General features: G+C 60.1%; 24 protein-coding genes. 6 read left to right on the forward strand and 18 right to left on the reverse strand.

What is annotated here, in order from left to right; all coding sequences use genetic code 11:
- Positions 1-489: 489 nt before the first annotated feature.
- Both rclC and J4G38_RS22390 read right to left on the reverse strand, forming a co-directional pair.
- Positions 490-1,128: a reactive chlorine resistance membrane protein RclC gene (gene rclC / locus J4G38_RS22385; protein ID WP_317198223.1), complete on the reverse strand. Its 639-nt coding sequence runs from the start codon at positions 1,126-1,128 to the stop codon at positions 490-492.
- Positions 1,125-1,679, reverse strand: a complete 555-nt coding sequence (locus J4G38_RS22390) for a TetR/AcrR family transcriptional regulator (RefSeq protein WP_210521128.1) — start codon at positions 1,677-1,679, stop codon at positions 1,125-1,127. Before J4G38_RS22390 ends, rclC begins: the two co-directional genes overlap by 4 nt.
- Positions 1,680-2,064: 385 nt before the next feature.
- On the opposite strand from J4G38_RS22390, the gene J4G38_RS22395 reads away from it, so the two are divergent.
- The gene (locus J4G38_RS22395) at positions 2,065-2,913 is read left to right on the forward strand and encodes an MBL fold metallo-hydrolase (RefSeq protein ID WP_210521129.1); all 849 of its coding nucleotides are present in this window, start codon (positions 2,065-2,067) and stop codon (positions 2,911-2,913) included.
- A gap of 138 nt (positions 2,914-3,051) precedes the next feature.
- A complete protein-coding gene (locus J4G38_RS22400) occupies positions 3,052-3,987 on the forward strand; it encodes a ring-cleaving dioxygenase (protein ID WP_210521130.1) in 936 nt (311 codons plus the stop codon).
- A 438-nt stretch (positions 3,988-4,425) separates the two neighbouring features.
- On the opposite strand, the gene J4G38_RS22405 is transcribed toward J4G38_RS22400, so the two are convergent.
- The 3 genes from J4G38_RS22405 to J4G38_RS22415 form a co-directional block, all read right to left on the reverse strand.
- Positions 4,426-4,944 (reverse strand): cupin domain-containing protein, encoded by a 519-nt coding sequence (locus J4G38_RS22405; RefSeq protein ID WP_210521131.1) that lies wholly within the window; start codon positions 4,942-4,944, stop codon positions 4,426-4,428.
- 199 nt (positions 4,945-5,143) lie between these two features.
- A complete protein-coding gene (locus tag J4G38_RS22410; RefSeq protein WP_210521132.1) occupies positions 5,144-6,034 on the reverse strand; it encodes a helix-turn-helix domain-containing protein in 891 nt (296 codons plus the stop codon).
- A gap of 39 nt (positions 6,035-6,073) precedes the next feature.
- On the reverse strand, positions 6,074-7,435 hold the full coding sequence (locus tag J4G38_RS22415; RefSeq protein WP_210521133.1) for an FAD-dependent oxidoreductase: 1,362 nt from the start codon (positions 7,433-7,435) through the stop codon (positions 6,074-6,076).
- 700 nt (positions 7,436-8,135) lie between these two features.
- Between J4G38_RS22415 and J4G38_RS29040 the strand changes: the two genes are divergently transcribed.
- From J4G38_RS29040 to J4G38_RS22440, 4 genes are all read left to right on the forward strand, one after another.
- Entirely contained in the window at positions 8,136-10,667 is a 2,532-nt protein-coding gene (locus J4G38_RS29040; RefSeq protein ID WP_210521134.1) for a sigma 54-interacting transcriptional regulator, read from the forward strand.
- Positions 10,668-10,930: 263 nt separating this feature from the next.
- Positions 10,931-11,788 (forward strand): SDR family oxidoreductase, encoded by an 858-nt coding sequence (locus J4G38_RS22430; RefSeq protein ID WP_210521135.1) that lies wholly within the window; start codon positions 10,931-10,933, stop codon positions 11,786-11,788.
- A gap of 93 nt (positions 11,789-11,881) precedes the next feature.
- Positions 11,882-12,478, forward strand: coding sequence for a Crp/Fnr family transcriptional regulator (locus tag J4G38_RS22435; protein ID WP_210521136.1), 597 nt, complete (start codon positions 11,882-11,884; stop codon positions 12,476-12,478).
- A gap of 47 nt (positions 12,479-12,525) precedes the next feature.
- The gene (locus tag J4G38_RS22440) at positions 12,526-12,918 is read left to right on the forward strand and encodes a VOC family protein (protein ID WP_210521137.1); all 393 of its coding nucleotides are present in this window, start codon (positions 12,526-12,528) and stop codon (positions 12,916-12,918) included.
- An 83-nt stretch (positions 12,919-13,001) separates the two neighbouring features.
- Here the strand turns inward: J4G38_RS22440 and J4G38_RS22445 are convergent, their stop codons facing one another.
- The 13 genes from J4G38_RS22445 to J4G38_RS22505 all read right to left on the reverse strand — a co-directional run bounded on the left by J4G38_RS22445 (position 13,002) and on the right by J4G38_RS22505 (position 25,922).
- Positions 13,002-13,478 (reverse strand): DUF302 domain-containing protein, encoded by a 477-nt coding sequence (locus J4G38_RS22445; protein WP_210521138.1) that lies wholly within the window; start codon positions 13,476-13,478, stop codon positions 13,002-13,004.
- 197 nt (positions 13,479-13,675) lie between these two features.
- Positions 13,676-15,055, reverse strand: a complete 1,380-nt coding sequence (locus J4G38_RS22450; RefSeq protein ID WP_226163687.1) for an alginate export family protein — start codon at positions 15,053-15,055, stop codon at positions 13,676-13,678.
- A gap of 264 nt (positions 15,056-15,319) precedes the next feature.
- On the reverse strand, positions 15,320-15,997 hold the full coding sequence (locus J4G38_RS22455; RefSeq protein WP_210521140.1) for a transporter: 678 nt from the start codon (positions 15,995-15,997) through the stop codon (positions 15,320-15,322).
- A 383-nt stretch (positions 15,998-16,380) separates the two neighbouring features.
- Entirely contained in the window at positions 16,381-17,061 is a 681-nt protein-coding gene (locus J4G38_RS22460; protein WP_226163689.1) for a hydrolase, read from the reverse strand.
- Positions 17,062-17,285: 224 nt separating this feature from the next.
- Positions 17,286-18,827, reverse strand: a complete 1,542-nt coding sequence (locus tag J4G38_RS22465) for an aldehyde dehydrogenase family protein (RefSeq protein ID WP_210521141.1) — start codon at positions 18,825-18,827, stop codon at positions 17,286-17,288.
- A 117-nt stretch (positions 18,828-18,944) separates the two neighbouring features.
- Positions 18,945-19,907: an MBL fold metallo-hydrolase gene (locus J4G38_RS22470; RefSeq protein WP_210521142.1), complete on the reverse strand. Its 963-nt coding sequence runs from the start codon at positions 19,905-19,907 to the stop codon at positions 18,945-18,947.
- Positions 19,908-20,103: 196 nt separating this feature from the next.
- Complete coding sequence (locus J4G38_RS22475) at positions 20,104-21,045, reverse strand: pyridoxamine 5'-phosphate oxidase family protein (protein ID WP_210521143.1); 942 nt, start codon at positions 21,043-21,045, stop codon at positions 20,104-20,106.
- 66 nt (positions 21,046-21,111) lie between these two features.
- Positions 21,112-21,537 (reverse strand): nucleoside deaminase, encoded by a 426-nt coding sequence (locus tag J4G38_RS22480; RefSeq protein WP_210521144.1) that lies wholly within the window; start codon positions 21,535-21,537, stop codon positions 21,112-21,114.
- 156 nt (positions 21,538-21,693) lie between these two features.
- A complete protein-coding gene (locus J4G38_RS22485; protein ID WP_210521145.1) occupies positions 21,694-22,491 on the reverse strand; it encodes an alpha/beta hydrolase in 798 nt (265 codons plus the stop codon).
- Between the two features lie 127 nt (positions 22,492-22,618).
- Positions 22,619-23,086, reverse strand: coding sequence for a DUF6130 family protein (locus tag J4G38_RS22490; RefSeq protein ID WP_226163691.1), 468 nt, complete (start codon positions 23,084-23,086; stop codon positions 22,619-22,621).
- Between the two features lie 40 nt (positions 23,087-23,126).
- A complete protein-coding gene (locus J4G38_RS22495; RefSeq protein WP_210521146.1) occupies positions 23,127-23,918 on the reverse strand; it encodes a sulfite exporter TauE/SafE family protein in 792 nt (263 codons plus the stop codon).
- A gap of 13 nt (positions 23,919-23,931) precedes the next feature.
- Positions 23,932-24,834 carry an alpha/beta fold hydrolase gene (locus J4G38_RS22500; protein WP_210521147.1) on the reverse strand — a complete coding sequence of 301 codons (903 nt, stop codon included), beginning with the start codon at positions 24,832-24,834 and terminating at the stop codon, positions 23,932-23,934.
- A gap of 77 nt (positions 24,835-24,911) precedes the next feature.
- Complete coding sequence (locus J4G38_RS22505; protein ID WP_226163693.1) at positions 24,912-25,922, reverse strand: alpha/beta hydrolase; 1,011 nt, start codon at positions 25,920-25,922, stop codon at positions 24,912-24,914.
- Positions 25,923-26,075 lie beyond the last annotated feature (153 nt).

Genomic DNA, 26,075 nt, shown 5'->3' on the forward strand with positions numbered 1-26,075 from the left:
ACCGCACGCACCGGCTGACGACCGGAGCGTGTAAATTTTTCGAGGGCGGCCTGGTCAGCTGCCGGAAGGGAAAAGGGAGAGATTGGTCGGGCCATAGGCCCTCAACTCTAAATCCTTAATGTTGTTGCTTAACTCGATTGACGCAGCACTAGTCTCCGACGAAGCGCTGGCCAATGCGCGACGCTTCGACCTGGGTACGCTGCTCCCCACGAATGGGAAGCCACTGCTGGCGAGTAAACTACCGCTCCAATTGCGACTTCTGGACCAGCCTTTTAACCAAGGCCACCTAACCAGCCGAATTGCTCGATGAGCATCGCGGAGAGCACCAGCCTCACCACGACCAAAATGATGAGGCAGGTGAGGCCGACGCGGGCCCAAACCAGCGCCACGTTGTAGGCCGGCCCCAATGCCTCACACTTTTTGATGCTCTCGCACAATTGCGGGTCCTCAGCTTTTATAAACCGAACGGGATTCCGCAGCCTTTTGTACTCAGTGCGATGCCTCGCGCTGCAGCCGGCTCAGCCATTGGCGGGCCGAGTCGGCAATCAGTACCACTGCGCCGGCGAGCATCATCACATCCTTGATAACCAACCGGCCCCGGCCCGATAAGAAGGGAAACCCGTAGTCGGCATCGCCCAGGTGGGGCACCCACGCTTCGGGGGTTGTAATCAGAAAGGAAAGCGTGCCGAGACTTAGTATTACCACTAAAATCCCGCCGACAAGGCCAAGAGCCGGGTGCAGGCGGTTGCCTAACAGTAGGAGCCCAAGCCCAATCAGCAGCACGCCCAGGCCTTTGGCGAAACCATAGGTATTATTGGCTTCGTGCCACTGCCGGTTATGGATATTTAACTCTCCTTCTTTGTTTTGATACTTTTGATAATCAGCGGGATGCTGGTAGAAAAAGGACATAAACGGGCTATGGGCCACGAAAGGGACGATGCCATCGGCCTCGTAGGGCGCAAATTTGAGCCCACCAATCCAAATCAGGACGAGGGCAATGGCCAAGCGTAGCGACCGTATCCCAAGGGGTTGAAGATTGGCAAGCGCACGGAGCCAGGAAAGCAGGGAGGAGTTCATAAGGAGTTCAAAAAAACAGACTGGTTTGTACGATTGATTTAAAAAAATCACAGCAGGCTTGCAACGATTTTTTTGGCGGTCTCGATAGGGGCCAGGCTGCGATGAATCTGGCAGGAGATTAAGGCCCCTTCGTAAAGGAGCGCAATGGAGTCGGCGTTGGCCTCGCAGGCAATGGGCAACAGTAGCTCGGCAAAAAAATCGCGCATTTGAATGCTGTGCTGCTGAATAAGTTCGTGGACCCGTGGACTGCTGGCGGGAACCTCGGCCAGCATGTTTTGGAACCGGCACCCCCGGAAATCGTGGCCATCCATGAACTCGGCCATCAGGGAAAAGCACGCCAGTACTTGGTCCCGCGGATTGGCAAGCGGTAGTACCTGAGCCCGCAACCGAACGAACGCGGCCGTGATTGCCTGCTCAAGGTAGGCCACCAATAGCTCTTCCTTAGCCGTGAAGTGCTGATAGAGGCTGGCCTTGGCTACCCCGGCTTCCGCAATAATTTGATTGATGCCAGTAGCCGTGTAGCCTTGCCGGTAAAAAAGCTCGGCCGCGGTATCCACCAGTTTGATTCGAGCACGATAATCTTTGTCTTTTGGCAAAATCATAAAGCAAAGATACAACCGAATAAGCATAAAACAAACCTGTCTGTTTTTTTATTTATTTGGTTTACACTCCCGGACCTGTTGCCAGTTTACAGAAACAGCGTGATTGTCCTGCTTAATAGGAGAGAAAATCCATGGCAGGACGCTAATTGTCCATTTCATAAGCCCACTATAGCCCATAGTTTTGCTTGACTAGTTGGATATTGCATTACAGGAATCACCCCGGCGCCCCGGCTGCGAAGGGATAAATCATTGAACGGACGATTTGCCCTCGCTTGCGACTGGCCCGGCCAAGTTAATGCGGTATCGGGCGGGTAAATACTTCCATTACACGGTTCCGCATTTTCGAGGCAATCCGTTGACTGGAAATAATTTATGTACCAAGCTTATGTTGCCTTCCTCCGCCACCCAAACCGCTGACAGTACGGCGGAACACGCTTTACCAGCCCACCCGGCCTTGCCCGGGCGGAGCTTTGACGTCACGTACATCGGGGGGCCCACGGTTATCCTCGACATTAGCGGAATGCGCTTCATGACGGACCCCACGCTGGACCCCGCGGGCGGGGTTTACCCCGTGGTTGCCGAGGTGGTGATTACCAAGCTAATCGGACCGGCAACGACTGACATCGGCCCGATTGACGTGGTCCTCCTCAGCCACGACCAGCACAGCGATAACCTGGATAAGAAGGGCCGGGAGTTTCTAAAAGAGGTAAAGACCACGCTGACGACCAAAGCAGGAGCCGAACGCCTGCTGGGCAATAGCCAGGGGCTGCTGCCGTGGGAAAGCACGGTGCTACAGGCCCCAAACGGCGACGAAATCACCATCACGGCCACCCCGGCCCGGCACGGCCCCGCGGGGACTGAAAAAGCCTCCGGGGACGTCGTCGGCTTCTTGCTTTCGGTGAAGGGCAAAAGTCCGATGGAGGTATACCTGACCGGCGACACCGTATTTTACGACGGTATAGCTGAGGTAGCTGCCAGGTTCCAGCCGGCGTATGTGTTCGTGTATGCCGGCGCGGCCCAGCCCCGCGGCCCTTTCAACGTGACAATGGGCACCAACGACGCCCTTGACACCGCGGCGGCCTTCCCCAAAGCCACGTTGATTCCCCTGCATTACGAGGGATGGTCGCATGACACCCAACACCGGGAAGCCTTTGAGCAAGCCTTTAAGGCGGTGGGCCTCGGAGGCCGATTGAAATTGCTGACCGCGGGCGTGATGGAACGCCTGCCGGCATAAGCCCACAGGAGCATTTTGCGGCGCTTTTTCCTTTCAGTCGGGCGTTAGCCCTCACCGCCAACGGCCCGCCACCAGCGCCACGCAGCCAGGCGGGAGGAACCCGGGGGCAATTTCTTAAACCATATTTCCTGCTCTACCATGAATCCGAGGATATTAGGACTACACCATATCACGGCAATTGCCGGGCAGGCGCAGCGCAACTACAATTTCTACAGCAAGCTGTTAGGAATGCACTTCATTAAGAAAACGGTCAATTTTGACGACCCCAACACCTATCATTTTTACTACGGCGATGCCACGGGCGCAGCGGGCACCATCCTTACGTTCTTTCCCTGGGGGGATGTGGTGACGGGGCGGCCCGGCGTGGGGCAGGCCTCGGCAGTGAGCTACTCGGTACCGGCCGGCAGCTTCCCCTTCTGGATGCAGCGCCTGGAGGAAAGCCAGGTGCCGTACCAATTGCTGGAAGAGCGGTTTGGGGAGCCCTGCCTGGCGTTTACTGACCCCGATGGGCTGTCTTTGGAATTCGTTATCAGCAACACCCACGACGAGCGCGTGCCCTGGACAACAGCGGAAGTAGGGGCGGAGGTCGCGCTTCGGGGCTTCCACGCGGTGCAGCTCACCCTCGGCCGGGCGGCGGCCACGGTGGCGCTGCTCACGGAGGTATTTGGCTATCAGCTGCTCCGGCAGCAAGGGGGGCGCTGCCGCTTAACCACCGATGCCGTGCCCGAGGCCGCCATTGTGGATGTGATAGAAACCGTGAATGGCAGCCAGGGCCACGTGGCTGGGGGCTCGGTGCATCACGTGGCCTTCCGGGTCGCCGACGATGCCACGCTGCAGCATTTTCGGGAAGTGCTGGTACGCCGCGGCTTGCACGTCACGCCCCAAATCGACCGGCAATACTTTCACTCCCTGTACTTCCGCGAGCCGGGCGGCGTGCTCTTCGAAATTGCCACCGATAACCCCGGCTTTTTGATTGATGAGCCCCTGGCCGAGCTGGGCACTCACCTGCTGCTGCCCCCGCAGCACGAAGTCCGCCGCGCGCAAATCACCGCTCGCCTGCCCCAAATCCTGTAGCATTACGCTCCCAATGCTGATTACCACCCCCTGCGCTACCTCTATCAGCCCGCCCCGGTGCCAGCGGCCCGCACCCCATTGCTGCTGCACGGCACCGGCGGCGACGAGCACGACTTCTTGCCGCGGGCCGCGCACGTTGGGCCACACCTGAATGTGCTGAGCCTGCGCGGTAACGTTTCGGAAAATGGAATGCCCCGCTTTTGTCGCTGCCTGGTACCCCGTCGGTATTTTCCGGTAACGTAATTCGCTGGCCTATTTCGCTGCAGGCACCGCAACGGCCGGTTTCTGCATCGGGGACGGGAGCGCGCGCGCCAGCTGCGGAAAGGTGGATTTACCAACCTCCACCGTTCTGCTGCGGACAACTGCTCCCCGCCCGGAATCGAACGTCATCACCTTCTCTGCCGGCCATAGCCCATCCGGCATTCATATCCGACCACCTCAACCTTCCATAGAAAGGGAGATTCCGACAGCAGCATTTTCCTCGGGAGTGCCCAACCAATAGTGGTATTTCTGAATGGAAATTTGAACAAAATGGCCTATTTCCTCGGGTGTTGGCGCGCGCTGCTGCTCACCTGGTTCAACCACCCGGCCCACTTCCTGAAAAAATCTTCCAAGTGCCGGAGTAGTTGTCGTTAACGTCACCAGGTTTTCGGTGGCGGTATTCTTCCAGGCGTGCTTTACATTACCGGGGATGTGCACAAAATCGCCGACCTTCAGCTCCAGCCAGTTGAAACCGCCTTCCTGCTGGGCCAAAAATTGGGCAACGCCGGCGAGCACATAAAAACTTTCATTGTCGGGATGGCTGTGCAGTGGCACCGATACCCCCGGAGGAATGGTCCCCTCCATTACACAGTATTCAATATCCGGTTCGGAGGGCGAGGTAAGCAGCTGCAAAGTGGGACCGAATACGTCCAGAAATTTAGTCGTCCCTGCTTTGATTACTTTGGGCGTCTTCATGGCATACGATGTTTGTAAAACAATTCTGAAAATCAGTCTGTTATGCAATTCGATTTAATGCCGGGGCAGCGGTAGCTGCGCATTTCGGTGGCATCCCATTCAAAGCACCTGGATTGAGCTTCGACCTTTGTCAACGAGTAAATCAGGTTAGCCGCTTCGGCGGATTAATCTCTGAATCAGACGATTCCTGAAAGACCGTTTAGCCAGCGAAGGCCCCCATGCTTTCCATTCCGGCGCGGCGGTACTGCTGCGGCGCAATACTGGTGGTGTGCTTGAAAAACCGGCTGAAGTAGTACTGGTCGTTGAAGCCCAGGGCAAAGGCAATTTCCTTGACTGATTTGTTGGTCAGGTACAGCTGGCGCTTGGCCTCGATGACGATGCGCTCCTGAATCAGCGCAGTCAGGGTTTTGCGATAATACGTGCGCAGCAGCTTGCCCAAAGACTTAGGGCTCAAATGGAGGAGGTGGGCATAGTCGGCCGGAGTATGTTTTTGATGGTAGTGCTGCTCAATCAGCTTTTCCAGCCGTTGCAGCACGTCCGGCACCGCTGCCCGGGCGGGGCCCGCCGCGGCTTCGGCTGATTGCTCGAGGCGGAGCCGGGAGGCTCGAATCAGCAAAATTTTCAGGCAGGAAAATAACATCTCGCGCTGGGCCAGCGCCGGCTGCTGCATCTCTTCCCGTAACATGGCCACCATGCCGGTAAAGGCGGCTTCGTCGTCCGCGCCCACCTGTATGGTGACCGGCGCGGCCGCCAGGTTGAACAGCAACTCCTTGCAGGCGGCCTCAACCTGGTGCTTTTGCTGGGAATAAAAATCCGGCCCGAAGTGCAAGGCCACTCCGCGAACCAGGGTGTTGTCATCGAACGATAACCGAAACGGCTGGTTCGCGGAGAAGAACAGCAGGGTCTGGACGGCAAACGACGCGTTGCTCAGCGCCACGTCGTAGCGGCCTTCGCCCTGCTGAATCCAGAGAACGGAATAGGTCGGCCGATGCTGCCACTGCACATAATCCGTACCGGGGCCAAACTCGTGCAGCTGAAAATTCGGCTCACCAGTGCGCGGGTCAACCAGAGTGAAGGGGGAAGTCATCATAGCGGGGAAGGCTTAGCTGAGTAAAGGGCGCGAGGGCGGTTAAACCTTGGCAAATAGGTCGTTCAGTACTTCTGCTATTGAGGGGTGGGTAAAGATGTGGTCGCGTAACGCCGTAGCCGGTAAGCCGGCCTGAATGGCCAGCTGCACCGTATTTATGATTTCGCCGGCTTCGACGCACAGCAGCGTGCAGCCCAGAATGCGGTTCGTGCCCACTTCTACCACGGCCTTGAGCAAGCCTTCGGTTTGCCGCAGGATTTGCGCCCGCACGCTGGCGGCCGCGGGCAGCGTTAGGACCTTCACGGTGTAGCCCTGGGCCACCGCCTCTTTTTCGCGCAGCCCGACATGGGCCAGCGGCGGAGTGATAAAAACGGTGGAGGCAACGTACCGGCGGTCAGCAGTGGTGCGCGCACCGGAGCCGAACAGCTGGTCGCGCACCACGCGGTAGTCGTCGAGTGAAATGTAGGTAAACTGCGGCCCGCCGTTCACGTCGCCGAGCGCCCAGATGTGGGGCACGTTGGTTTGCAGGTGCTCGTTGACCGGGATAAAGCCGTGGGCATCCTGGGCCACGCCGGCGGCGGCCAGGTTAAGGTCCGCCGTCACCGGCCTGCGGCCCACGGCTACCAGGATGGCCGAAGCGGGCAGGCGCTGCGTTTGGCCCTGCTGGTCTTCGTATACCACCACGTCCTCGGCCGCAGCCGGTGCTGACTCGATGCGCAGCAGCCGCACGCTGGTTTCGATGCGGATTTGTTTGCGGGTCAGCACCGCCCGCACCACGTCGGCAAAGTCCTCGTCTTCGCGGGGCAAAAAGGCGGGGCCGCTTTCCAGCACCGTGACGGCCGAGCCAAACTGGGCGTACATGCTGGCAAATTCCAGCCCGATAAAGCCCCCGCCCAGGATGACCAGGCGGGCGGGCAATTCGGTTTGCTCCATCAGCGTGGTGCTGGTGAACACGCGCGGGTTGTGGTGCAGGCCCGGCAGGTCGGGCAGGCGCGGCTGGGTGCCGGTGTTGATGAAGATGTGCTCGGCTTCCACCAGCACGTCTTCGCCGGTCTCGCTCAGGTGCACCCGCACCTGCTTCGGCGTGACGAACGAGGCCTTGCCGGTGAGCACCGTTAGCTGCGGGTACGCCGTGACGTTGGCCAGATTGCGCTGGCGCAGGAAACTGGTCAGCCGGTTTTTTTCGGCAATGGCCGCCGGGTAGGGCACTCCCTCCTCGGCGCTGTACACCAACGACTTGGTAGGAATACAGGCGATGTTGATGCAGGTGCCGCCGTACATCTGAGCCGACTGCTCGGCCAGCGCCACCCGCCAGCCCTGACCGGCCAGAAAAGAAGCCAGGGTTTTGCCGGCTTTGCCAAAGCCGATAATCAGGGCCTGGAAGCGTTGGGGTTGGATTTCCATAAACGCGGGGAGGGGGGTACAAGCGCCGGTAACTCAGGTTCGTGAACAGGCCGGCCTGGTAAGCCGTGGTTGGCCAATCTTAACCGAAAAGAGTGCCAAGTGCCTTGGCCGGGCTACCGAATAAACCGGAAGCCAGCCAGTTGGCCAGAAAAGACCTTTTTTCTCGACGGCGTGCTGCTTCGGGAGAATACGATTAACTGCTTAAACTCCAGTCCCGTGGAGATTCTGCCACACACGCTCCATGAGAATGGAGGTTACTCAGAGGGCGAAGGATGCACGGGGCATTTAAGGAGTTGAACCCAGCCTATGAAGGCAGTAAATGCATGTAAGTTTTATATATGATTATAATGTTATTATCTTGTGCTTTTGCGCAGGAACTTCGTTGCGCCGTAGCGCTGGGGAATAGTCTCACAATCAGCACCGCAACCGCCCTGCCGCGTGCTACAGTTAATGATGCAGAAGCTGGATGCGGCCCATTTCTTGCGCTAAGCAAAAACTATAATTCCTTTTTCCAGATTTTCTGCTGCTGATGGCCGGGCTACGCGCCCCGGCAGGAGGGCAGTCGTTCCCCGGGGTGGTGCTCATGCCGGGAGTCAGTCAGCAGTTGGGCAACAGGCGCACCATTTGGAATAATGAGGGGCTGAAAATGCGTTTAGCCTTTGAGAAAGAATATTTGGCCATGTCCCATGCCATGCTAGCGATGCCTGGTTCCCAGCTGCTGCTTCCGTCACCCGCCCAGCAATCCATCCTAATCGTGGAGGATGAGCTTGCCGTGGCCAATGACTTGCGCCAGATTGTGGAACTGGCCGGCTACGTTGTGAGTGGTACCGCTTTCACCGCCGCCCAGGCCCTCCACCTGATTGGGCAGCACCGGCCCAGCCTGGTGTTGCTCGACCTTCATCTGAAGGACCCGCAAGGGGGCATCAACCTGGCTCATCTGCTAAACAAAGCGGGGGTGCCGTTCGTGTTGGTGTCCGCCAATACCAACACCCGCATTCTGGAAGAAGCGAAGGCCACGGAGCCCTACGGATTCATCGTGAAGCCTTTCCGCGACAAGGATGTGCTGGTGGCAGTCGAGATGGCCCAGTACCGGCACGCCCGTGGCATTGAAGTGCGCATCCGGCAAGAGCAGGCCCTGCAAATTGCCCTCACCGATGCCTTATCCGGCGATGGGAGCTGGGAGCACCGCCTGGTAAAAGTGGCCCGGCTTTTCAAGCCCTTCATTCCCTTCAGCTACCTCATTATGGGCCTGAAGAACCAACAGCGTATAAGTGTCTTTCGCGCCTGCTCTTTCCGACGGACCGGCCCGGACGAATATCAAACGATTTGGCTACGCGAGTTCATTCAAAAAGCCCGCCTGACGTGGGACGAGGCCATCCAGATAATTGATGCCAATCCCTATGACGTGGGTTCCATCCTCAACGGAGCGGATTTTGAAGCGGCGTGCCAGCAAAGTCCGCTCAAGCGGCTCCTGGCGGAGCGTTTTGAGCTGCGGTCCAATCTGATAATACCGCTCAAAACGGCCCAGTATGGCACCTTCTTTATTTCTTTTTATAGCGACCAGGCGGCCGCTTTCCTTCCCGAGCATCTGCAAATGCTCGAGCGAATAGAGCCTTCGCTCACCCTCACCCTGGACCGGCTGATGGCCTTTGAGGAAATTGCCGCCCGGGAGCAGTTCAGGACAGCCGAGCTGACGATACTGAATGCCTTCACCGGCGGGCAGCCGTACCCGGCCATCATCGGGCAGGTAGCGGCAGCCCTTAATCAGGTCATTTCCTGCGATTTGTTTAGCGTGTATCGCGCCGGCATGAAGCTGGAAGGCTCCGTCATCGATGGCACGGTCATCAAAAAAGAGGGCGAATTTGTTCCTTTCTCCCTGATAGACCTGCTGCCCAAGCCGGAAGACAAACCACACTGGCAGGAGAAACTGGATGAAATCGACGGCTCGTTCAGCCGGGCCGGCCTTTATGTGGGCGAGCAGTACCGCCAGCTTTCGCACCAGAACGAGATTACGCAGTTTTACAGCGACTCACTCGGGCTGCAATGCTGCATGATTGTGCCCATGACCACCAACGGCAATGCGGTGGCTTCGCTGGTGCTGGCCAGTAGAGCGGCCTACGCTTTCACCGAAAAAGATTTTGCGTCTTTTCAGCAGCTCAGCCTGCAAATGTCGTTGGGATTTGAAAACCACATGGCCTTCGGTCGAATTGACGCTCTGCTTAAACAGCTGGAACAAGAGAATGCCTACCTGCTGGGAGAAGTAAAAACCGGGGCCGACTTCGAGCAAATCATCGGCGATAGCAACCTGCTGCTGAACGTGTTCAAGTGTGTGGGACAGGTAGCACCGACCGATTACACGGTTCTGATTTTGGGCGAGACGGGCACGGGCAAGGAGCTGATTGCGCGGGCGCTCCACAACCTTTCGGCGCGTAAGGGCAAAGCCCTCATCAAGGTGAACTGCGCCGCGTTGCCGCCCCAGCTCATCGAGAGCGAGCTGTTTGGGCACGAAAAAGGGGCTTTTACGGGCGCCACCGACCAGCGTATCGGCAAGTTTGAGCTGGCCCACGGGGGCACCATCTTCCTGGACGAAATTGGCGAGCTGCCCCTGGAGCTGCAACCTAAGCTGCTGCGGGTGCTGCAGGAAAAGGAGATTGAACGCATCGGGGGCAAAGGGTTCATTCCATGCGATGTACGCATCATTGCCGCCACCAACCGTCACCTCCAGCAGGAAGTGGACGAGGGCCGTTTCCGCGCCGACCTGTTTTACCGGCTCAACGTCTTTCCCATCCGGCTGCCCGCCCTGCGCGAGCGGCCGGAAGATTTGCTTCCGTTAGCGACTTATTTCCTGCATAAGATTGCCAAAAACCTCGGCAAGCGCCTGATGGGCATTTCGGAAGCGTCGCTGCGGCAAATGCAGGCTTACCATTGGCCGGGCAACATCCGGGAGCTGGAGCACTTGCTGGAGCGGGCCGCTATCATGGCCACCACGCCGATTATTTCGCTGGTCGAGCCCCTGATGCCCGACTATATGGCCGGTGCGCCCGGGCCGCCACCCCCGGCTGTTAAGCCATATGAGCAGGCCGAGCGGGACAATCTGCTCGCGGCTCTGGAGCAGACCAATCACCGTATCCGAGGGAAAAATGGGGCGGCGGAGCTGCTCCATATGAAGCCCACCACGTTGGAAGGCAAGCTGGCCCGGCTGGGCATTGCTCGCCCCTCCAGCACCGCCTAGCTGTCCGGGTGAGGGTGGTTAAAAGCCGAAAATGAAGCAGCTGGCATTACACACCACAAATAGTCATGACCATGTGATGTATTTGATTAATCGACACTTAGTCAACACCATGCATGTAAGCTGTTAATGTTTGTCAAGGTGTTTTTTTGACATATGTCAAAGGATGTGGTAGTAGGCTTAGCCGACCTTTGTGCTGTCGGAACACCCTATATTTCTTGGCCCGGCAACTCCTTTAATTTTCTCTTACCAATAGCTTACATGCCATGTCTAAAATCATCTTAATTACCGGCACCAGCACCGGTTTTGGCAAGCTGATGACCACCACGCTGGCCGCGGCCGGCCACACCGTCGTTGCCAGCATGCGCGGCAGCACCGGCAAAAATGCCGCCGTCGCGCAGGAGCTGGCCGCCCTGCCCAACGTTGAGGTTGTGGAGATGGATGTAATCAGCGACGAGTCGGTGCAACGGGCCGTGGCGCAAACCCTGGCCCGGCACGGGCGCATCGACGTGCTGGTCAACAACGCCGCCGTGACCGGCTATGGTCTGGTCGAAGCCTACTCGCTGGACCAGGTCCGCGCCATGTTCGAGGTGAACTTCTACGGCGTGCTCCGCACCTACCAGGCGGTGCTGCCGGCCATGCGCCAGGCCAAAAGCGGCCTGATTATCAACATCACCTCGGGGGCCAGCGGGCACACGCTGCCCTTCATGATTCCCTACCTGTCCTCCAAGTTTGCGGTCGAAAGCCTCACCGAGGGCATTCAGGAGGAACTGCGCGACTACCACATTGAGAACGTGAGCATCCAGCCCGGCGTGTACCCCACGGAAATGAATTCCGGCGAGAAAACCGGGGTCAACGCCGACAAGGCCGACATCGTGGCCGCCTACGGCGAAGCCGCCGCGGAGAAGTTTAATGCCATGGGGGCCGGCCTGTTCGGCAAAATGGTCGCCTACGACATGAACCCGCAGGTCATTGCCGATGGGGTGCTGGATTTGGTGAATATGGCTGCCGGCACCCGTCCGCTGCGCTACCCGCTCGATGCCATCGCAGAGGGTACGGACAAAGAATTTATTGATGCCCGCGCCGCTATCAAAGCCAAGTGGCTGACTCATTACACGGCCTAAAAACCAACGGCGCGCTCTGGCCGGCGGTAGCAGGGCCAGAGCGCGCCAGCGGGTTTAGGAGGTGGCATTACCGCAAAAGGCATTTCTTTGCGCATGCATCCGCCACATCCCGCGCCTACGTTCGACGTGTTGGCGAAATACCTGCTTAGCAAGGGTGATTTCACTGCCGACGACTTACGGCACATCCAGGCCGCAACGCTGCTGCGGCCGCTGCGCAAACGCCAGTATCTGCTGCACGCCGGCGATGTTGACATGTACCACGGGTTTGTGGCGCAGGGCTGCCTGCGCACGTACACGGTGGATGCGAAGGGTGGCGAGCACATCATCTATTTCGCGCCGGAAAACTGGTGGGCCGGCGACCAGGAAAGCCTGGCTTCCGGCCAGCCTTCCCGCTACAACATTGATGCGATTGAGGACTCGACCCTTCTCCTGATTAAGAGGGACGATTTTGTTCGGTTGCGCCAGGAACTGCCGGTTTTCAACAGCGTAATAAACGCCATTCTGTACCGCGGCTTCATGGCCTCGCAGACCCGTATTCACGCGGCCATCAGCTACTCGGCGGAAGAAAAGTACCGGGAGTTTCTGCACCACTTCCCCGGCCTGGCCTTGCGCATTCCCCAGCACATGGTCGCTTCTTACCTGGGCATGACTACCGAGACGCTGAGCCGTATCCGCAACCGCCTCAAATAGGGCACAACCGACTTGTTTTCTGCTATTTGATTTTGGCGAATAAACTGATGCCGATTCCGACTGCCTGCAAGCTGGCACTGAACGTCAGCCGGCCCGACCTCGACTGCCTGCAAGCCTTCGCCATCGCGGTGTTGGGCGCGGAGGCCGTGCATCAGGAGCCCGGCCTTTGGGCCGGCAAGCTCCCCGATGGCAACTTGCTCGAACTCTACGGCCCCGGAGCCAATCCGCCGGCGTGTTTGTTCGCGCATGGCCCCGTCGTCGTCAGCTTCCGGGTGGCCAACCTGGGCCAGGCAATGGAGCAGGCGCAGGCCGCCGGGCTGCTTACCGTGAGTGGGCCAACCGACATATGTCCGGGCTTGTCGCACGGCTACCTTCGCCTGGCTGATGGAATGATTATCGGGCTCTACGAGGCCCTCACTGCGGAAAGCCAAATCCGGTAGTGGCTTGCGGGCCAATGCGGCTAAGGTATTGATAACGTAGCGGCGGAATCGGTGCTGTGGTGCAGGAGAGTGGCTGTAGCATCCTATTTATTCGCCAAGGCCGTCTGGAGTAATGCCGGCACGGCGGCCAGGCGCGCTGTCAGCTCCGGAGTCACCGAATAGTAAGTGGTGAGCACCTGCACGGCGTCCTGGTAATCAAGGTGCACGAGCTGCTGGTTATCCTCCCACACCACCACTCGCAGGGGTAGCTCCAAGGCCGCGTGGGGGTTGGCCTGCATAATGGGCGTGCCGGAAGCCGGGTTGCCAAAAAGCAGCAGCCGGGTGGGGCGTAGCTCCAGGCCGGCGTGTGCCGCTGCCGCGCGTTGGTCGATGTCGGCAAATACGGTCAGGCCGTGCGTGGTCAGCGCCGTTTTCAGGCGCGCTATGGTATCCTCGAAGCCATAGCTACTCATTAAAGAACGGACGGAAGCGGGTTGTTGGGCCATGGTGGGGAAAGAAAGAAGCAACAGCGCGAGCAGCATAACCAGCGCCGGCCGACGGAATGGGGGAGTAGGGTTCATGGTGAAACAGTTTGGTTAGGCCGAGTGCCCGTGTTTCCGACCAGCACAGGGGCATCAGAAGCCGCGCCAGCCGCAACGGCAACTCGTCGAGCGGGTGATGGATTGGCGGTTGAATCGCCATTTTCGATGCCCTTCATTTGGCTTGTTGATTGAGATAATGTCTTCCAGTGCTGACGGCAGTTGTCAGCCTACTCCGCTCAGATGCGGACGGTGACCCGCAGCCCGCCATAATATATATCGGTAGTCAGGGCAGGTTGATTCAGCAAGTAGGGCCCGCGTCTGAAGTATACCCCCGTCGCCTGCATCGTCAGGACGGGGGTCGGGTTGTAGGCCAGAATGACGTCGTACATCTCCCCGATAAAGCGTCCGGTGGCTACCGCGGGCAACAGCAGCACCCCGTTCGGCACGTACACCCCATCCTGGAGGCTGGTACGCCAAAAGCGGTAATAACCCGTCAGGAGCCGAATCTGGGGTGCCAGATTCACGTCCGCGCGGGGATGTGCAACGAGAACATTGGAAGACCCCACGTTGTCGACATACCCGTAGTAAATCCCTTTGGGATAGAGGGGGTTAAACGTGTTCAGCTCGTCGTCCGACGCATTGCGGTCACCGCTGGAAAGAGCGCCCTGCAAGGTGAATACGGGCCGCCATTTGGGACTCGGCACTTCGTAAGCGACCAGCTGCGCGGCCTTCCACGCCTTGATCGGGCCGCCGGCAAAATGGCCGAGCTGGCCTTCGACTTCCGTGATGCCGTTCCAGTGGCCCCGCTTGTAGTAGAGGGACGAGCCGGCCGTGTGCCGCCTTTCCGCGCCGATGCCTTGGTTGAAGAGGGTCCGGTCGCGGTGGACGTAGAGGTAAACCAGGTCCAGGCGCGTGACCAACCGGTGCTGGTAGGCATGGGTCAGCCAGCCGCCGAGCAGCCACTGGGTGCGGTCGCGCCCATCGTCGAAAAACCCGGGGTCGTTGCGCACCAGCCACATGGCCAACCCATCGACCCGGGTGTTGCCCAGGTAAACGATGGCTTTAGCGCCCATAAACGAGCGCCGGACGTTGATATCGCGGAGGTCCAGCAGCGTGCCTTGGCCGTATTGCAGGGCCTGCTGGCCCAGCCGAACAAACAGGTGGGCCCGCGGCGCCAGCGGCCAGGAGAGTTCGGCAAAGAGCTGATTGAAGTTGAGCTTGTTGACGTCCTGCACCGGGCGCGGCCCGCCGGTGCGCCCCGAAATGGTGCTGCTGTTCGCTTCGGCATAGGCCCGGAAGTGCCGGTTCCAGCGCACATCGGCGTACCCGATGGCCCGGTGCAGCAGGTAACCGTTCCGGTCGGTCGGTCCCAGGCCCCAGTAGTAGGTCTGGTAATTTTCGTAGGTTTCGCGCAAGTGCAGCCCGTAGCCCATGAAACCCCGCCCCGACCGGATGGGCAGGTGCTTTATTCTGTTGATGAATCTGTTGTGCAACGTGTCCTTCACCGCCGGCCAGTATTCCTCGGCTGAGTTGGCGAGGTGGCCCGTCGCGACGGAGTCCGGACCCGTGATTTGGGCTTTTGCCCCTCCCGGCACCCCGATTTGAAGGGCGACCACCAGGGCAATAGCCGTCAGACCTTGCTGCGCGCGAAGTGATATTGCTGGCTTCATGGCAGTGAAAGTTGGTTTTTCAACGTGACGACAGCTCCCATCGAGCGGGCTGAGGCGCCGCCGCGCCGGGCAAGCCCCCCCCGGCCGGCCCCAAGGACTCGATGCCGAGAAGCTGGCCCAGGTGCCGAAGGCGCTGGGAAAAGGCCTTTTCGCCGCCGAAACAGGGGCGCTGACCGCCGCCAGCCTATCCCGCGTCATCCGCTGCCGCAACTACCTGCCCGCCGTACTGAGCCACCAGCGCCCCGAAGGACTCACATAGCCCTGGCCCGGCCCGATGGCCATGGCGCGTTCCCGGGTATCGGCCAACTGGTAGCGCGTCAGAAAATACCGGCCATCGCCTCCCGCCGAATCCTGGTTCAGCTGCGTGAGAAAATACCCGGCTATTTCGGCCCTAAGCCCGGGCAAAACGGCATATTCAAACGCGTAGTTGGTGTTGTACGAAATGCCCGGCCTGGTATGGGTGCCAATGACGTTAAAGTTGTAATTCAGATGGTGGCGCATGCTGATGGAAAACTTATCCGAAGGCGAAAGAGTGAAGGCGTAACAGGGGGTAATCGTAAAAAAATGCGTGCTGGGGGTGATGATGTAGGCACGCTGAAAAGCGCCTATCGGCAGGGATACGTCCAGTTCCAGCCGCGTTCCCAAAAAATGGCAGTCGAACCACTGGATGGCCGTTCCGACAAGATGCTGGCGCGCGTCGCAGACGCGCGCCAGCCTTACGTTGCGTAACAGCAGGCAGTAGATACCCTCCGCTTCGAAATGCCCTGGGGTTTGATTGAACAGATGCCAGAACTGCTCGGCTATTGCCGGGGCGTTGTATTGGGGGTCGTCGTCTTTGACTACTTCGTTAACAGTCAGCGTGGTGACCTGCACATTGGTGTCCTGCACGCTTAGGGCCGCGCCTATCACCCGAGTACGCAAAGCTGCTTTGCCCATGCTCAACCCAACCAGGACCGGGGAAGGGGCCGTGCTCAGCCCGCCGCCGGTGAAGAAGAGCCGGCCCTTATTCTGCTGTTTATACGCGGGCAAATACGTCTTTAGCACGGTAAAGGCCCCGCCGGCATTCACGGCCAGCTGTTGCTGGTTGAATGGGGCAGCGGCCAGGTTGGCCGAGACGGGCCATTCGCGCCGCTCAGGCTCTATAGTCTTGAGCCGGAACCCTGGCTCCACCCATCAGGGGCACTGCGCTACCAACGATTGTGACGGGCTTGGTTTTTCAGCAGTGCGGGCCTCATAAAGCCCGCCACCCCTTCCATCAGCAAGGCAGAGGGTTACACGCCAACGGACGCATTCTGCGCCGGTTTGGCCGCCAGCAGCTGGGCCTCCCACAGCAGGCTGGTGCCCACATTCCCCCCGTGCGCAATCAGGTTTTCGCCCAGGGCCGGCGTGGTGGCCGTCCGGGCCCAGTCGCGCTGCAGCTCCCCCGAAAAGACCATCCACGTAATGGGCGTGACCCCGGCCTGAATCATGCGCTGAACGGCCATCTCGTGGGCTTCGGGGCTGATTCCGCCCGAGGCATCGGTCACCACGTACACCTCGTAGCCTTCGCCGGCGGCCTGAATGGCGACCATGGCCAGGCACAGCTCGGTCCACAGCGCGGCCACGACCAGCTTTTTGCGGCCGGTCTTTGCCACCCACGCTACCACCCGCTCGTCCTGCCAGGCATTGATCCAGGTGCGGTCGAGGGGTTGTTGCTCCGGGAAAACCTCCTGCAGCTGCTGCAGGATGAGCCCCCCGCGCGCTTCCGTGACGGTGGACAAAAGCGTGGGCACGCCGTAGCCTTTCGCCGCTTTGGCGACCCCCACCACGTTGTTGATGACGGTCTGCGTGTCGTGGCTGCGCAGCGTGGCGAATTGAAAGGGCTGGTGGTCAATCAACAGCAGCACGCAGTTTTCGGGCGTGAGCAGGGCGTTGAGCCCGGCTTTGGGGTTTTGTGGCACAGCAGCTTCCATGGTTGTGGGTTTAGTGGTGAAACATTGAAAAGGCGGGCCTTGGCTTAACTCAGCCCCGCAGCTGCTTAAGCGAAAAGATAGAGGCGGGCTGTCAGGTCACAGCTAGAAAACTGCAGCTTAAAATAAAATATAAATTCCAGATAATCATTATTTTATCGGGATAGAGCCAGTGAGCGGAAATGGTCGAAACATGGGTCTTATGCCGCTGCCCGGTTAGGATGGCGCTAGGTCACGGCGGGCAGCCGGAGCACCTCTTCGAAGTTGCCCAGCAGCTCTTTGTCGCCATTCGTCACGGCTTCGACCAGCAGCGCACCGCCCACGAACGCGCCTTTCCAGGACTCGCCCAGCCCGCCGAAGGCTTCCTCCCGGTCGCCGCGGGAGCGGAGCTTGTTGATGCCAACCTTGAAGGCGCGCACTTCCCGGGCCGTGCGCCGGGCCCACTTCAGGTCGTCCGACGCCACGGCCGCCACCAGCGCCCCGTTGCTGATGTTCATCTCGCCCACCAGCTCCTCCACTCTATCCACCAGCACGATGGAATCGATGGGGCCGAAGGGCTCTTTGAAATATAATTCGCTTTGGCGCGGCAGGTTCACCAGGGCCCGCGGGGCGCGGTAGGTGCTTCTATCCTGGCCGGGCAGAAACAGGCTGTCGTCGAGGCGGCCCGCCAGCAGGGGGGTGGCCCTGGTTTTGAGGGCATCGGCGTAGAGGCGGTCGAGGTCCTCGGCCTGGGCCTTGTTGATGACGGGGCCGAAGGCGAGGTCGGGCAGCTTGTCGTCGGCCTCATCCATCAGCGTGGGGTTGCCGACTTTCAGGCTGTGTACCACGGTCCAGTACGTTTCCAGGAATTGCGGAAACAGCCGCCGTTCCACCACGAAGCGCACGTAGGCCGTGCAGCGCTGCTTGCCGTAGTCGTAGCTTTTTTTGAGCTGGTCGCCCAGCCCGTTCCAGTCCGAAAAATCCCAGATGCCGTAGGCATTCACGCCTTCCATTTCGAACATGAAGCGCTTTTGGGTCTGGGCCAGCGCGTCGGCGATGTTGCGCCCGTTGTAGCGCCCGCCCACGAAGGAGAGGCCGTCGACGGCGTCGTTTTTCACCAGCACGTCGCTCAGCTCGCCGCCGGGGCCGCTCACCAGCGTCACGGGCAGGCCACAGCGGCGGGCCAGGGCGAAGGTCAGGCTCAGGGAAATGAAGCCGCCGTCGGTGGGCGTTTTGGCAATGATGGCATTGCCGCAGAGCACCTGCACCAGCACGGCGTGCAGCAGCACCGAGAAGGGGTAGTTCCAGGAGGCAATGTTGCTCACCAGGCCCAGCGGCTTGCGCGCGCCCAGCATGCCTTCAATGTTGTCGAGGTACCACTGGATGCCGTCGATGCAGCGGTCGATGTCGGTGAAACCCAGCTTGTAGGTTTTGCCGATTTCCCAGATGAGCAGCTTGCCGATAAGCTCGGCGTGGACCCGCAGCTGGGTCAGGTAGTCCTGCACTTTGGCACGGCGCTCGTCAAGGTCGGTGGCGGCCCAGGCGGGGGCTTCGCCTTTGGCAAACAGCACGGCCCGCAGCGCCACATCGCGGCTGAGCATGGGCAAGGCACCCAGCACGGTGCCATCGACGGGCGAAACGAAGGGGCGCGGGGTGCCGGGCTCCTGCCAGCGCCCTTCGAGCAGGTTCAGGAAACCAGTGCCGTCGGGGGTGAAAACCTCCGGCGCTATCTGCCTGGTCTGGTTCAGCAGCAAGCCGAACTCGACCTGAGGGGAAATGAGTTTGGGCATGGCTGGTCGGCTGGGCGATGAGCAGAAGGCTAAACCTTAGAAATAGCAGAAAGCGCAATGCCCGTCCCGGTAATGGGCAGCTCTAAGCAGAGCAGAAAACGCACTACACCAGCGCGCTTACACTCCCCGGTAAACCAGGTAAGTAAATAAATCGCTCTTAATCACGAAATTATTCCACTTGGCGTCAAAGGCCTTGGTTGGTTTCGCGGCCACCGTTTCGGCGAGGGACTTGCCCTGCTTTTTGAGGGTTTCCACGTTGTGTGTGATGGCAGCCAGCATGTCCCGGAATTCAATCAGCTGCGCTTTATTCCCAACCGGGCCGTGGCCGGGCACGACAATGGTGGAAGCCGAGACCCGGTTGACGTTGGCGATAGCGGCCTTGAGCATGCCTTTGATGCTGCCGCCGGTGCTGTAATCGATGAACGGATAGTACCCGTTCCAGAAAGTATCGGCGACGTGTATAACATCGGCATTCTCGAAATGCACAAAAATGTCGCAATCCGTGTGCGCCGGGCCATAGTGCTGAAGCCGCAGGGTTTCGCCGTTCATGTTCATGGCGTAGTCCTTCTCAAAAAGCGTGGTCGGCAGTGCCCCGGCGGGGGCGGGGGGAAAGGTGTAGTTCCAGTCCACTACCCGCACGCTCTGCGACAAGTGCTTTTTGGTGATGGCTTGCGATATGATATTGGCCCCGGTTTCGTGTACCCAGTTGTTGCCGCTGGCATGGTCGAAGTGCCAGTGGGTACTAATCAGGTGTTCGACGTGCTTGGGACTAATGCTGGCCAGGGCCTGCTTAATTTTTGCCTTCGACACGTCAATTCCGGCATCCACCATCATTTTACCCTCCGGCCCGTTAAAAACGAGGATGTTGCCCCCGGAGCCTTCCAGTACATTGAAGCCAGTTTTCAGCTTCTGAATGGTGATGGGCGATTTTGCCGCTTCTGCGATGATGGTTGTGACGGGGCTGCCGCCCTGGGCCAATACCTCCCAGGGGGAAAGTATAATGCCGGCGGTAAGAATGCCAGCCGAGGCCAGGAAGCGCCGGCGGGAGAGTTCGTCCGGGTTATTAGCTAAAGAATTCATCAGTCCTGGGTTTTAGAAGTGTGAATGCAAGCGGCGTTGACTTTTTTCCAAGCAGGCGGTACGGTTCCCGGGCGCGCCAAGCAGTGCTGCCAGGAGGCATGGCCCTGGTAGCCCGCATCAGCACATTTTCACTGCGCCTGTTGGGGAGATTATGCGCCGCAAAGGCGGCGGGTGCCTGGTGGTACCAGGCCGGTTATCAGGCAGGCAGGGCTGGTCCCTCTTCCGGGGTATTTACCGGGGGGTTGAACGGGGAGTAGCCCTCAAACTCCCAGCGGAAGGGCAGCGCGTGGTACAGGGTGCGGGCTTCCTCCACCCGGAAAGTCAGCACCCGTTCCGCGCCGGGGTATTGTTGGGCGTGGGCTTCGTCCCACTCAATGCGGCCCTGGCCGGTGAGCTGAAGCACGTGGCCGGTCGCAAAATCGGGGAATACCAGGCCCGCCCGCGCGTCCAGCGTAAGGTTGCCCAGCGACTGGAACATGCCGTTGCCGTTGTAATCGGGCCATTGCAGGGTGTGCGCATCCAGCACGCGCACGAAGCCGGGCAGGCCACCGCGGTGCGACACGTCGAGGCCGTCGCGGGCGTGAGCGGTGGCCAGAAAAAACGTGTCGGCCGCCGAAATCCACGCCCTGAGGTCGGGGGGCAGCAGCGGCGTTACGGGGCCAGCTTGGGGCGCAGCTTCCGGGGCCGGCCGCAGCTGCCATTCCCGTGCCTGGATGTATCTCGGACAGTTGAAAAAGACTTCTTCCAGGGCCACGACTATCCCATCCCCGGTCAGGTGAGCGCGGCCGTTGAGGCGGATGCGCCGGCGTCGCTCGAAATCAACCACCGTGGTGCCCACGGCCGGGTTAATGGCCAGGTTGGCGGTCAGCACGTCGCCGGGCACGGGCCGGGCCGCGATGCGCAAGGTATGGGCATCGGGGATTTGCAGAAAACCGGGCTTGCCGGCGAGCACCGAGGCCCATAGTCGGCCATGCTCGTCGGCGCTGCTTATCACCAATAGCGGTTCAGCGGCCATGAAGGCCCGGGCCTGGAGCGGAAACTCCGTTTGCAGGATTTGCGCCAGATGGGCCGCTATGGGCCGGGTGCCGGCTTTTTCCTGCACCGCTACTTCACCACTGTGATAAGGAGTTGTTTTCATGCACCGATGGTGAATCCGAATTGTTAAAGACCAGGCCCCCGAAGCAGGGAGAGCAAATTACGGGCATTATTGCTCAGCTACTTCAATCAGCGGCGGCGGCCCCCAGATAGGAATGTCCGCGGCCGTTAGCAGGGGATAAGCCGATGAAAACCCGCCTATGTACGGCACCAACTTACCGATTACGACGCGCGCAAGGCCCGTGTGGCGAATAACATAGGCGCACAGAATGCAGGGCTCGTGGTTGGTGTAAAGCGTGGCGCCGGGCAGCTTGGGCTGGTGCCGGGCCAGGCAGGCGGCCCGGATGGCTACCACCTCGGCGTGGCAGGTGATATCCTGCGCCCGGCGGCTGCTTTCCTGGCCTTCCGCGATTACCACACCATCCATCACAATCAGCGCGCCAACGGCCGACTCGCCCTGCCGGGCGGCGGCCGCGCCCAGCTCCCGGCAGCGCTGCAAGTAGTACCCGGAGTCAGGAGCGAGGGGCACATTCATGGGCAACGAGGAGTTCGGTTAGTCAGCGGCTGCCTACCGACCCAAATAGCGGAACCAGCAAGCTTGAGTAAGCACAACCGGTGTCGCCCGGACCCGTTCAGCTCCGGGCGCGGCGGTGCGGCGCATAACCTACGCGGCCACTATTCCGGTGCCGGCTTAACGGGTAGTGGCCACCGAGGCAGGCAGCTTCTGCGTGGCCTCCACGATAAAGTCCGCCACTTTTTTCGGCTGCGAAACCATGGATACGTGGCTGGAATTCAGCTCGAGGCTGGTGGCTTTAATCATTTTGGCTTCGGCGCGTTCGAGTTCCGGGTCAATGCTGCGGTCGAGCTTGGCGATGATGCACCAGGACGGTTTGGTTTTCCAGGCCGCGGCCGTCACTTTTTCGGTGGTATAGGTCTTGGCCCACGGCACCTGGGTGGCATACATCACTTTCCGTTCGGTGGCTGGCACATCCTGGGCAAAATTCTCGTTCATTCCTTTGAGGGAGAGGGACAAAAAACCGGCGGCATCCTCCCGGACTTCGGCATTGCCCGGGGCCGGATGACCTTCCACAACATCGACCACCGACTGCCCTTCTTTGGGAATCAAGGCCGAGATGTAGAACAGTCCCGCCACTTTCGGGTCAGTACCAACTTCGGTAATGACCATGCCCGCGGAGGAATGGCCCACCAGCAGCACCGGGCCATCCATGAGCGCCAGGGCCCGCCGGGTGGCGGCAATGTCGTCGGCCATGGACAGCATCGGGTTCTGAACGGAAATGACGTTGAGCCCCCTGGCTTGCAACATAGCAATGACCTGGACCCAACAAGAGCCATCGGCGTAGGCCCCGTGCACGAACACCACGTTTTTCACGCCTTTGGCGGGGAGCTGGGCCTGCGCCCGGGCAGGAACGGAGCAGCACAGCAGCAAAGCGAGCAAGCCGCCCAGGGCTAGTTGTTTGAAGGGAAACATAGCAGGGGGTTTTTGAGTGATAAAAGGTGAGATGCCAGAACTGGCTAGCCGGTTCCGGCGAGTGGGTGGGGAGTGCGGGAGCTTAACTGCTAAGCCGTTTTACCTCCAGGCGCGGACCACGTCCACTTTAAGGTTTGGCCGCGTCGGCACCCTTCTTGGCGGGCACCACGAAATTGACCGTTTGCCGGCCGATAATCTTGTGGGTCGGGTCGGCCAGCTCAATCAGCAGGCGGTGCGGGCCCGGCGGAAAACCGTTCAGGGTAATCGGCTCGTTGCTGGCATCGAGCCAGTGCCAGGGCGCGTCATCCACCGTCAGGTGCAGGTGCCCGATGCGCGGGGAAACATCCAGGGCCGCCGGCCCATATACGGGCACGATGTGAAGGTTCTCGGTGCGGTATTGAATTACCACCCGGCCCAGGGCCAGCGGTTCGGGCAGGGGCGGGTCGACCACCAGCTTGGCCGGGGGCTCGGAGGCCAGCGGCACCACTGCCGCCTGTCCGCGCACCTCGTGGGCCGAAGCCTGGGCCGAAGCACTCATGGCCAGCCCCAGAACCAGGCAGGCAGGCAGCAGCAAGTACAGGATGGATTGTTCCATGGCGTTGGGAGTAGGAGTGATGATGGGGATGCCGCCCTGGTCAGGCGGGAAGCAGGTAGACGGAGACGAACAGGTAGAGGCTGATGCCCACGCCGGCGGCCACGATGCCCCGGTGCAGCCAGGCCCCGTTGAGCCGGTGGCCGTAGCGGCCGCCGGCCCAGCCGCCCGCAATGGCCCCGGATGTCATCACCAGCACCTGGGGCCACAGCACGATGCCCGACATCAGGTACACGCCGGCCGTCACGGCCCCGTTGCAGAGCGCCAACTGCACCCTCAGTGCATTGATGGCGTGGCGGTTGCGCATACCGGCCAGGCTCAGCGAGGCCAGCAGCACCAGGCCGAGGTTGGCCCCGAAGTAGCCGCCGTACACGCCGATGAGCAGTTGGCTGAGCAGCACCCCGGCCGTGAGCGGAGGGACCATGCTTCCCGCCTCGGGGGGGCTGTCGGACACCCGCCGCCGGGCCACCACCTGGCCGCTGCCTGCAAACAGCAGCGTCGTGGCCAAGATGAGGAAGGGCACTAAGTGCATAAACACCCGGGGCGGCGTGCGCAGCATCAGCAAAGCGCCCATCACCGCGCCCGTCGCGGTAATAAGCAGGAGCCAGGCCACCGACCGGCGGTGCGGCACCGGGGGGCGGGAGGCGGCCAGCACACTGGCCAGAAAGCCGGGCCATAGCGCCACGGCAATCATGGCATTGGCCCGCAGCGGTGGCACGTGATTGAACACCAACGGCGGCAGCAGGCTGAGGAAGCCGCCCCCGCCGGCTACGGCATTGAGGCCGCCGCCAATCACGGCGGCCCCAAATAACAAGCCGGCTTCAGCTTCGCTCATCGGTTGGGGCGAGCTATTGGCTGGCTGCGCTACCAGCTAGTACCTGCTTGGGAGCTGCCTGGCTCACATTCTTGGTCAGGAAGGCGTCAATCAGCTGGGCCACGTTCTTGTGCTCTTCCTCCAGCACAAAGTGTCCCGTATCAAGCAGGTGCAGCTCGGCGTTGGGCAAATCCCGCAAGTAAGGATGCGCGCCCGAAGGCGGGAATACGTAGTCGTTTTTGCCCCAGGTGATGAGCATCGGCGGCTTGTGCTCCCGGAAATAAGCCTGCCAGGCCGGGTACAGCGGCGGATTCGACCCGTAGGAAGTGAACAGCTGGTATTGCACCGCGTCGTTGCCGGGCCGGTCCAGCAGGGCCTGGTCCAGGGTGTAGGTGTCCGGGCTGAGGCTTTCCACGTCCCGCATGCCGTTGGCATACTGCCAGTAGGTCTTTTCGAAGGTGAACAGCTCGCCAATTTTGTTCACCACGGACGGGGTCTTGTTGTCCTTCCAATAGGCCTTGATGGGGTCCCAAAAGGTTTCCAGGCCTTCGTCGTAGGCATTGCCGTTCTGCACGATGAGCGCGTCAATCCATTCCGGGTGGTGCGCGGCGATGCGGAAGCCAACCGGGGCCCCGTAGTCCATCACGTAGATGCTCATCTTTTTAATACCCAGCTGCATCACAAAGTTTTCTATCAGGGTGGCCAGGTTGTCGAACGTGTATTCGTACTGGGTCACGCTCGGAAAGCTGCTTTGCCCAAAGCCGGGATAATCCGGGGCTACCAGGTGGTACCGGTCTTCCAGGTCCCGCATCAGCTCGCGGTACATGAAGGAAGACGTTGGAAATCCGTGCAGCAGCAGGATGGTTGGTTTCGTTGGGTCACCGGTCTCGCGGTAAAAAATGTCGAGCTCGTTGACTCTTGCTTTTTTATATTTCATGACAAAACGATTTAAAAGTTGATGGCAGGAAAACCGGGCGGGACCGCCGCCCCGCCCGGTACCAGGCAGCAGGCAGCCTACCCCAGGTATTTTCTGAGCTCAGCCGCCCCATGCACGAACAAATCCTTGGCAGCGGGCACGTCGGCCAAGCCATTCAGCAGGCCGAAGTCGTGAATCACCCCGTTGTAGCGGATGGTGGTGGCCGTCACGCCGGCCTCGCGCAGCTTGCGGCCGTAGGCCTCGCCCTCATCCCGCAAAACATCGTTTTCCGCCACCTGAATCAGGGCCGGCGGTAGTCCCTGCAGCTGTTCCTTGGTGGCTTGCAGCGGCGAGGCGTGGATGTCCTTGCGCTTTTCAGGGTCTTTGATGTACATGTCGTACATCCACTTCATGAGGGGTGTGGTCAGAAACCGGTCCTGCCCGAATGCCTGGTACGACCCGGTCTCGAAGTTGGCATCCACAATGGGCCACATCATGATTTGCAGCTTGATGTGGGGGCCGCCCTGCTCCTTGGCCTGCATGCAGGTGACGGTCGTCATGTTGCCGCCCACGCTGTTGCCCACCACGGCCAGGTTCTGGCCGTCCACGTTGATTTCCAGCCCGTGCTCGGCCACCCACTTCGTGGCGGCGTAGATTTCGTGGATGGCCTGCGGGAAGGCGGCGTCCGGGGTGCGGGTGTAGTTGACAAAAACGGCGGCAAAACCCGACAGCACCACCAACTCGCGCACCATGCGCTGGTGGGTGGGGAAGTCGCCCAGCACCCAGCCCCCGCCGTGGATGAACATAAACACGGGCAGGGTTCCGGTGGCGTCGGCCGGCCGCACGATGTTCAGCAACACGGTATAACCGTCCTGGGTTATGGTCTTTTCAGTAACTTTAATGCCCGACAAATCGATTTTGACGGCGTTTTGGGCGTCGACCAGAGCCTGCCGCGCCTGGACGGCGGTTAAGGTTTCCAGGCCCGGTCCGCCCGAGTTCAGGCCCTTGAGAAACTCTCGCACCTGCGGGTCCAGGTTGGGGTCGGTGGCATAGTCCCGCACGGTCACGGGAGGGTGGGTTTCCATGAGCAAAGATTCGGTGCTGTTCATAGTGAAATGGGGGTTAGAATGAGTAACTGTGGTGGCAAAAAGAAGACAGGCTATCAGCAGGAAGCCCGGAAAGTGACGACGGCACCAGGCCGGCGTGAGAGGATGCCACGACTGGAAATTTTCCGACGACAGCTTTCTCTTCAGGGCTTAATC

The organism is Hymenobacter terricola (genome assembly GCF_017921975.2).
Taxonomy (GTDB): Bacteria; Bacteroidota; Bacteroidia; order Cytophagales; family Hymenobacteraceae; genus Hymenobacter; species Hymenobacter terricola.

What these genes read in the sequence shown, in the direction of transcription:
- J4G38_RS22430 (WP_210521135.1), top strand. Translation starts at nt 10,931, where the DNA reads ATGTCTAAAATCATCTTAATTACCGGCACCAGCACCGGTTTTGGCAAG.
- J4G38_RS22495 (WP_210521146.1), bottom strand. Translation starts at nt 23,918, where the DNA reads ATGAGCGAAGCTGAAGCCGGCTTGTTATTTGGGGCCGCCGTGATTGGC.
- J4G38_RS22485 (WP_210521145.1), bottom strand. Translation starts at nt 22,491, where the DNA reads ATGTTTCCCTTCAAACAACTAGCCCTGGGCGGCTTGCTCGCTTTGCTG.
- J4G38_RS22435 (WP_210521136.1), top strand. Translation starts at nt 11,882, where the DNA reads ATGCATCCGCCACATCCCGCGCCTACGTTCGACGTGTTGGCGAAATAC.
- J4G38_RS29040 (WP_210521134.1), top strand. Translation starts at nt 8,136, where the DNA reads ATGCCTGGTTCCCAGCTGCTGCTTCCGTCACCCGCCCAGCAATCCATC.
- J4G38_RS22490 (WP_226163691.1), bottom strand. Translation starts at nt 23,086, where the DNA reads ATGGAACAATCCATCCTGTACTTGCTGCTGCCTGCCTGCCTGGTTCTG.
- J4G38_RS22505 (WP_226163693.1), bottom strand. Translation starts at nt 25,922, where the DNA reads ATGAACAGCACCGAATCTTTGCTCATGGAAACCCACCCTCCCGTGACC.
- J4G38_RS22465 (WP_210521141.1), bottom strand. Translation starts at nt 18,827, where the DNA reads ATGCCCAAACTCATTTCCCCTCAGGTCGAGTTCGGCTTGCTGCTGAAC.
- J4G38_RS22415 (WP_210521133.1), bottom strand. Translation starts at nt 7,435, where the DNA reads ATGGAAATCCAACCCCAACGCTTCCAGGCCCTGATTATCGGCTTTGGC.
- J4G38_RS22400 (WP_210521130.1), top strand. Translation starts at nt 3,052, where the DNA reads ATGAATCCGAGGATATTAGGACTACACCATATCACGGCAATTGCCGGG.
- J4G38_RS22405 (WP_210521131.1), bottom strand. Translation starts at nt 4,944, where the DNA reads ATGAAGACGCCCAAAGTAATCAAAGCAGGGACGACTAAATTTCTGGAC.
- J4G38_RS22500 (WP_210521147.1), bottom strand. Translation starts at nt 24,834, where the DNA reads ATGAAATATAAAAAAGCAAGAGTCAACGAGCTCGACATTTTTTACCGC.
- J4G38_RS22390 (WP_210521128.1), bottom strand. Translation starts at nt 1,679, where the DNA reads ATGATTTTGCCAAAAGACAAAGATTATCGTGCTCGAATCAAACTGGTG.
- J4G38_RS22480 (WP_210521144.1), bottom strand. Translation starts at nt 21,537, where the DNA reads ATGAATGTGCCCCTCGCTCCTGACTCCGGGTACTACTTGCAGCGCTGC.
- J4G38_RS22440 (WP_210521137.1), top strand. Translation starts at nt 12,526, where the DNA reads ATGCCGATTCCGACTGCCTGCAAGCTGGCACTGAACGTCAGCCGGCCC.
- J4G38_RS22460 (WP_226163689.1), bottom strand. Translation starts at nt 17,061, where the DNA reads ATGGAAGCTGCTGTGCCACAAAACCCCAAAGCCGGGCTCAACGCCCTG.
- J4G38_RS22410 (WP_210521132.1), bottom strand. Translation starts at nt 6,034, where the DNA reads ATGATGACTTCCCCCTTCACTCTGGTTGACCCGCGCACTGGTGAGCCG.
- J4G38_RS22470 (WP_210521142.1), bottom strand. Translation starts at nt 19,907, where the DNA reads ATGAATTCTTTAGCTAATAACCCGGACGAACTCTCCCGCCGGCGCTTC.
- J4G38_RS22475 (WP_210521143.1), bottom strand. Translation starts at nt 21,045, where the DNA reads ATGAAAACAACTCCTTATCACAGTGGTGAAGTAGCGGTGCAGGAAAAA.
- J4G38_RS22445 (WP_210521138.1), bottom strand. Translation starts at nt 13,478, where the DNA reads ATGAACCCTACTCCCCCATTCCGTCGGCCGGCGCTGGTTATGCTGCTC.
- J4G38_RS22395 (WP_210521129.1), top strand. Translation starts at nt 2,065, where the DNA reads ATGTTGCCTTCCTCCGCCACCCAAACCGCTGACAGTACGGCGGAACAC.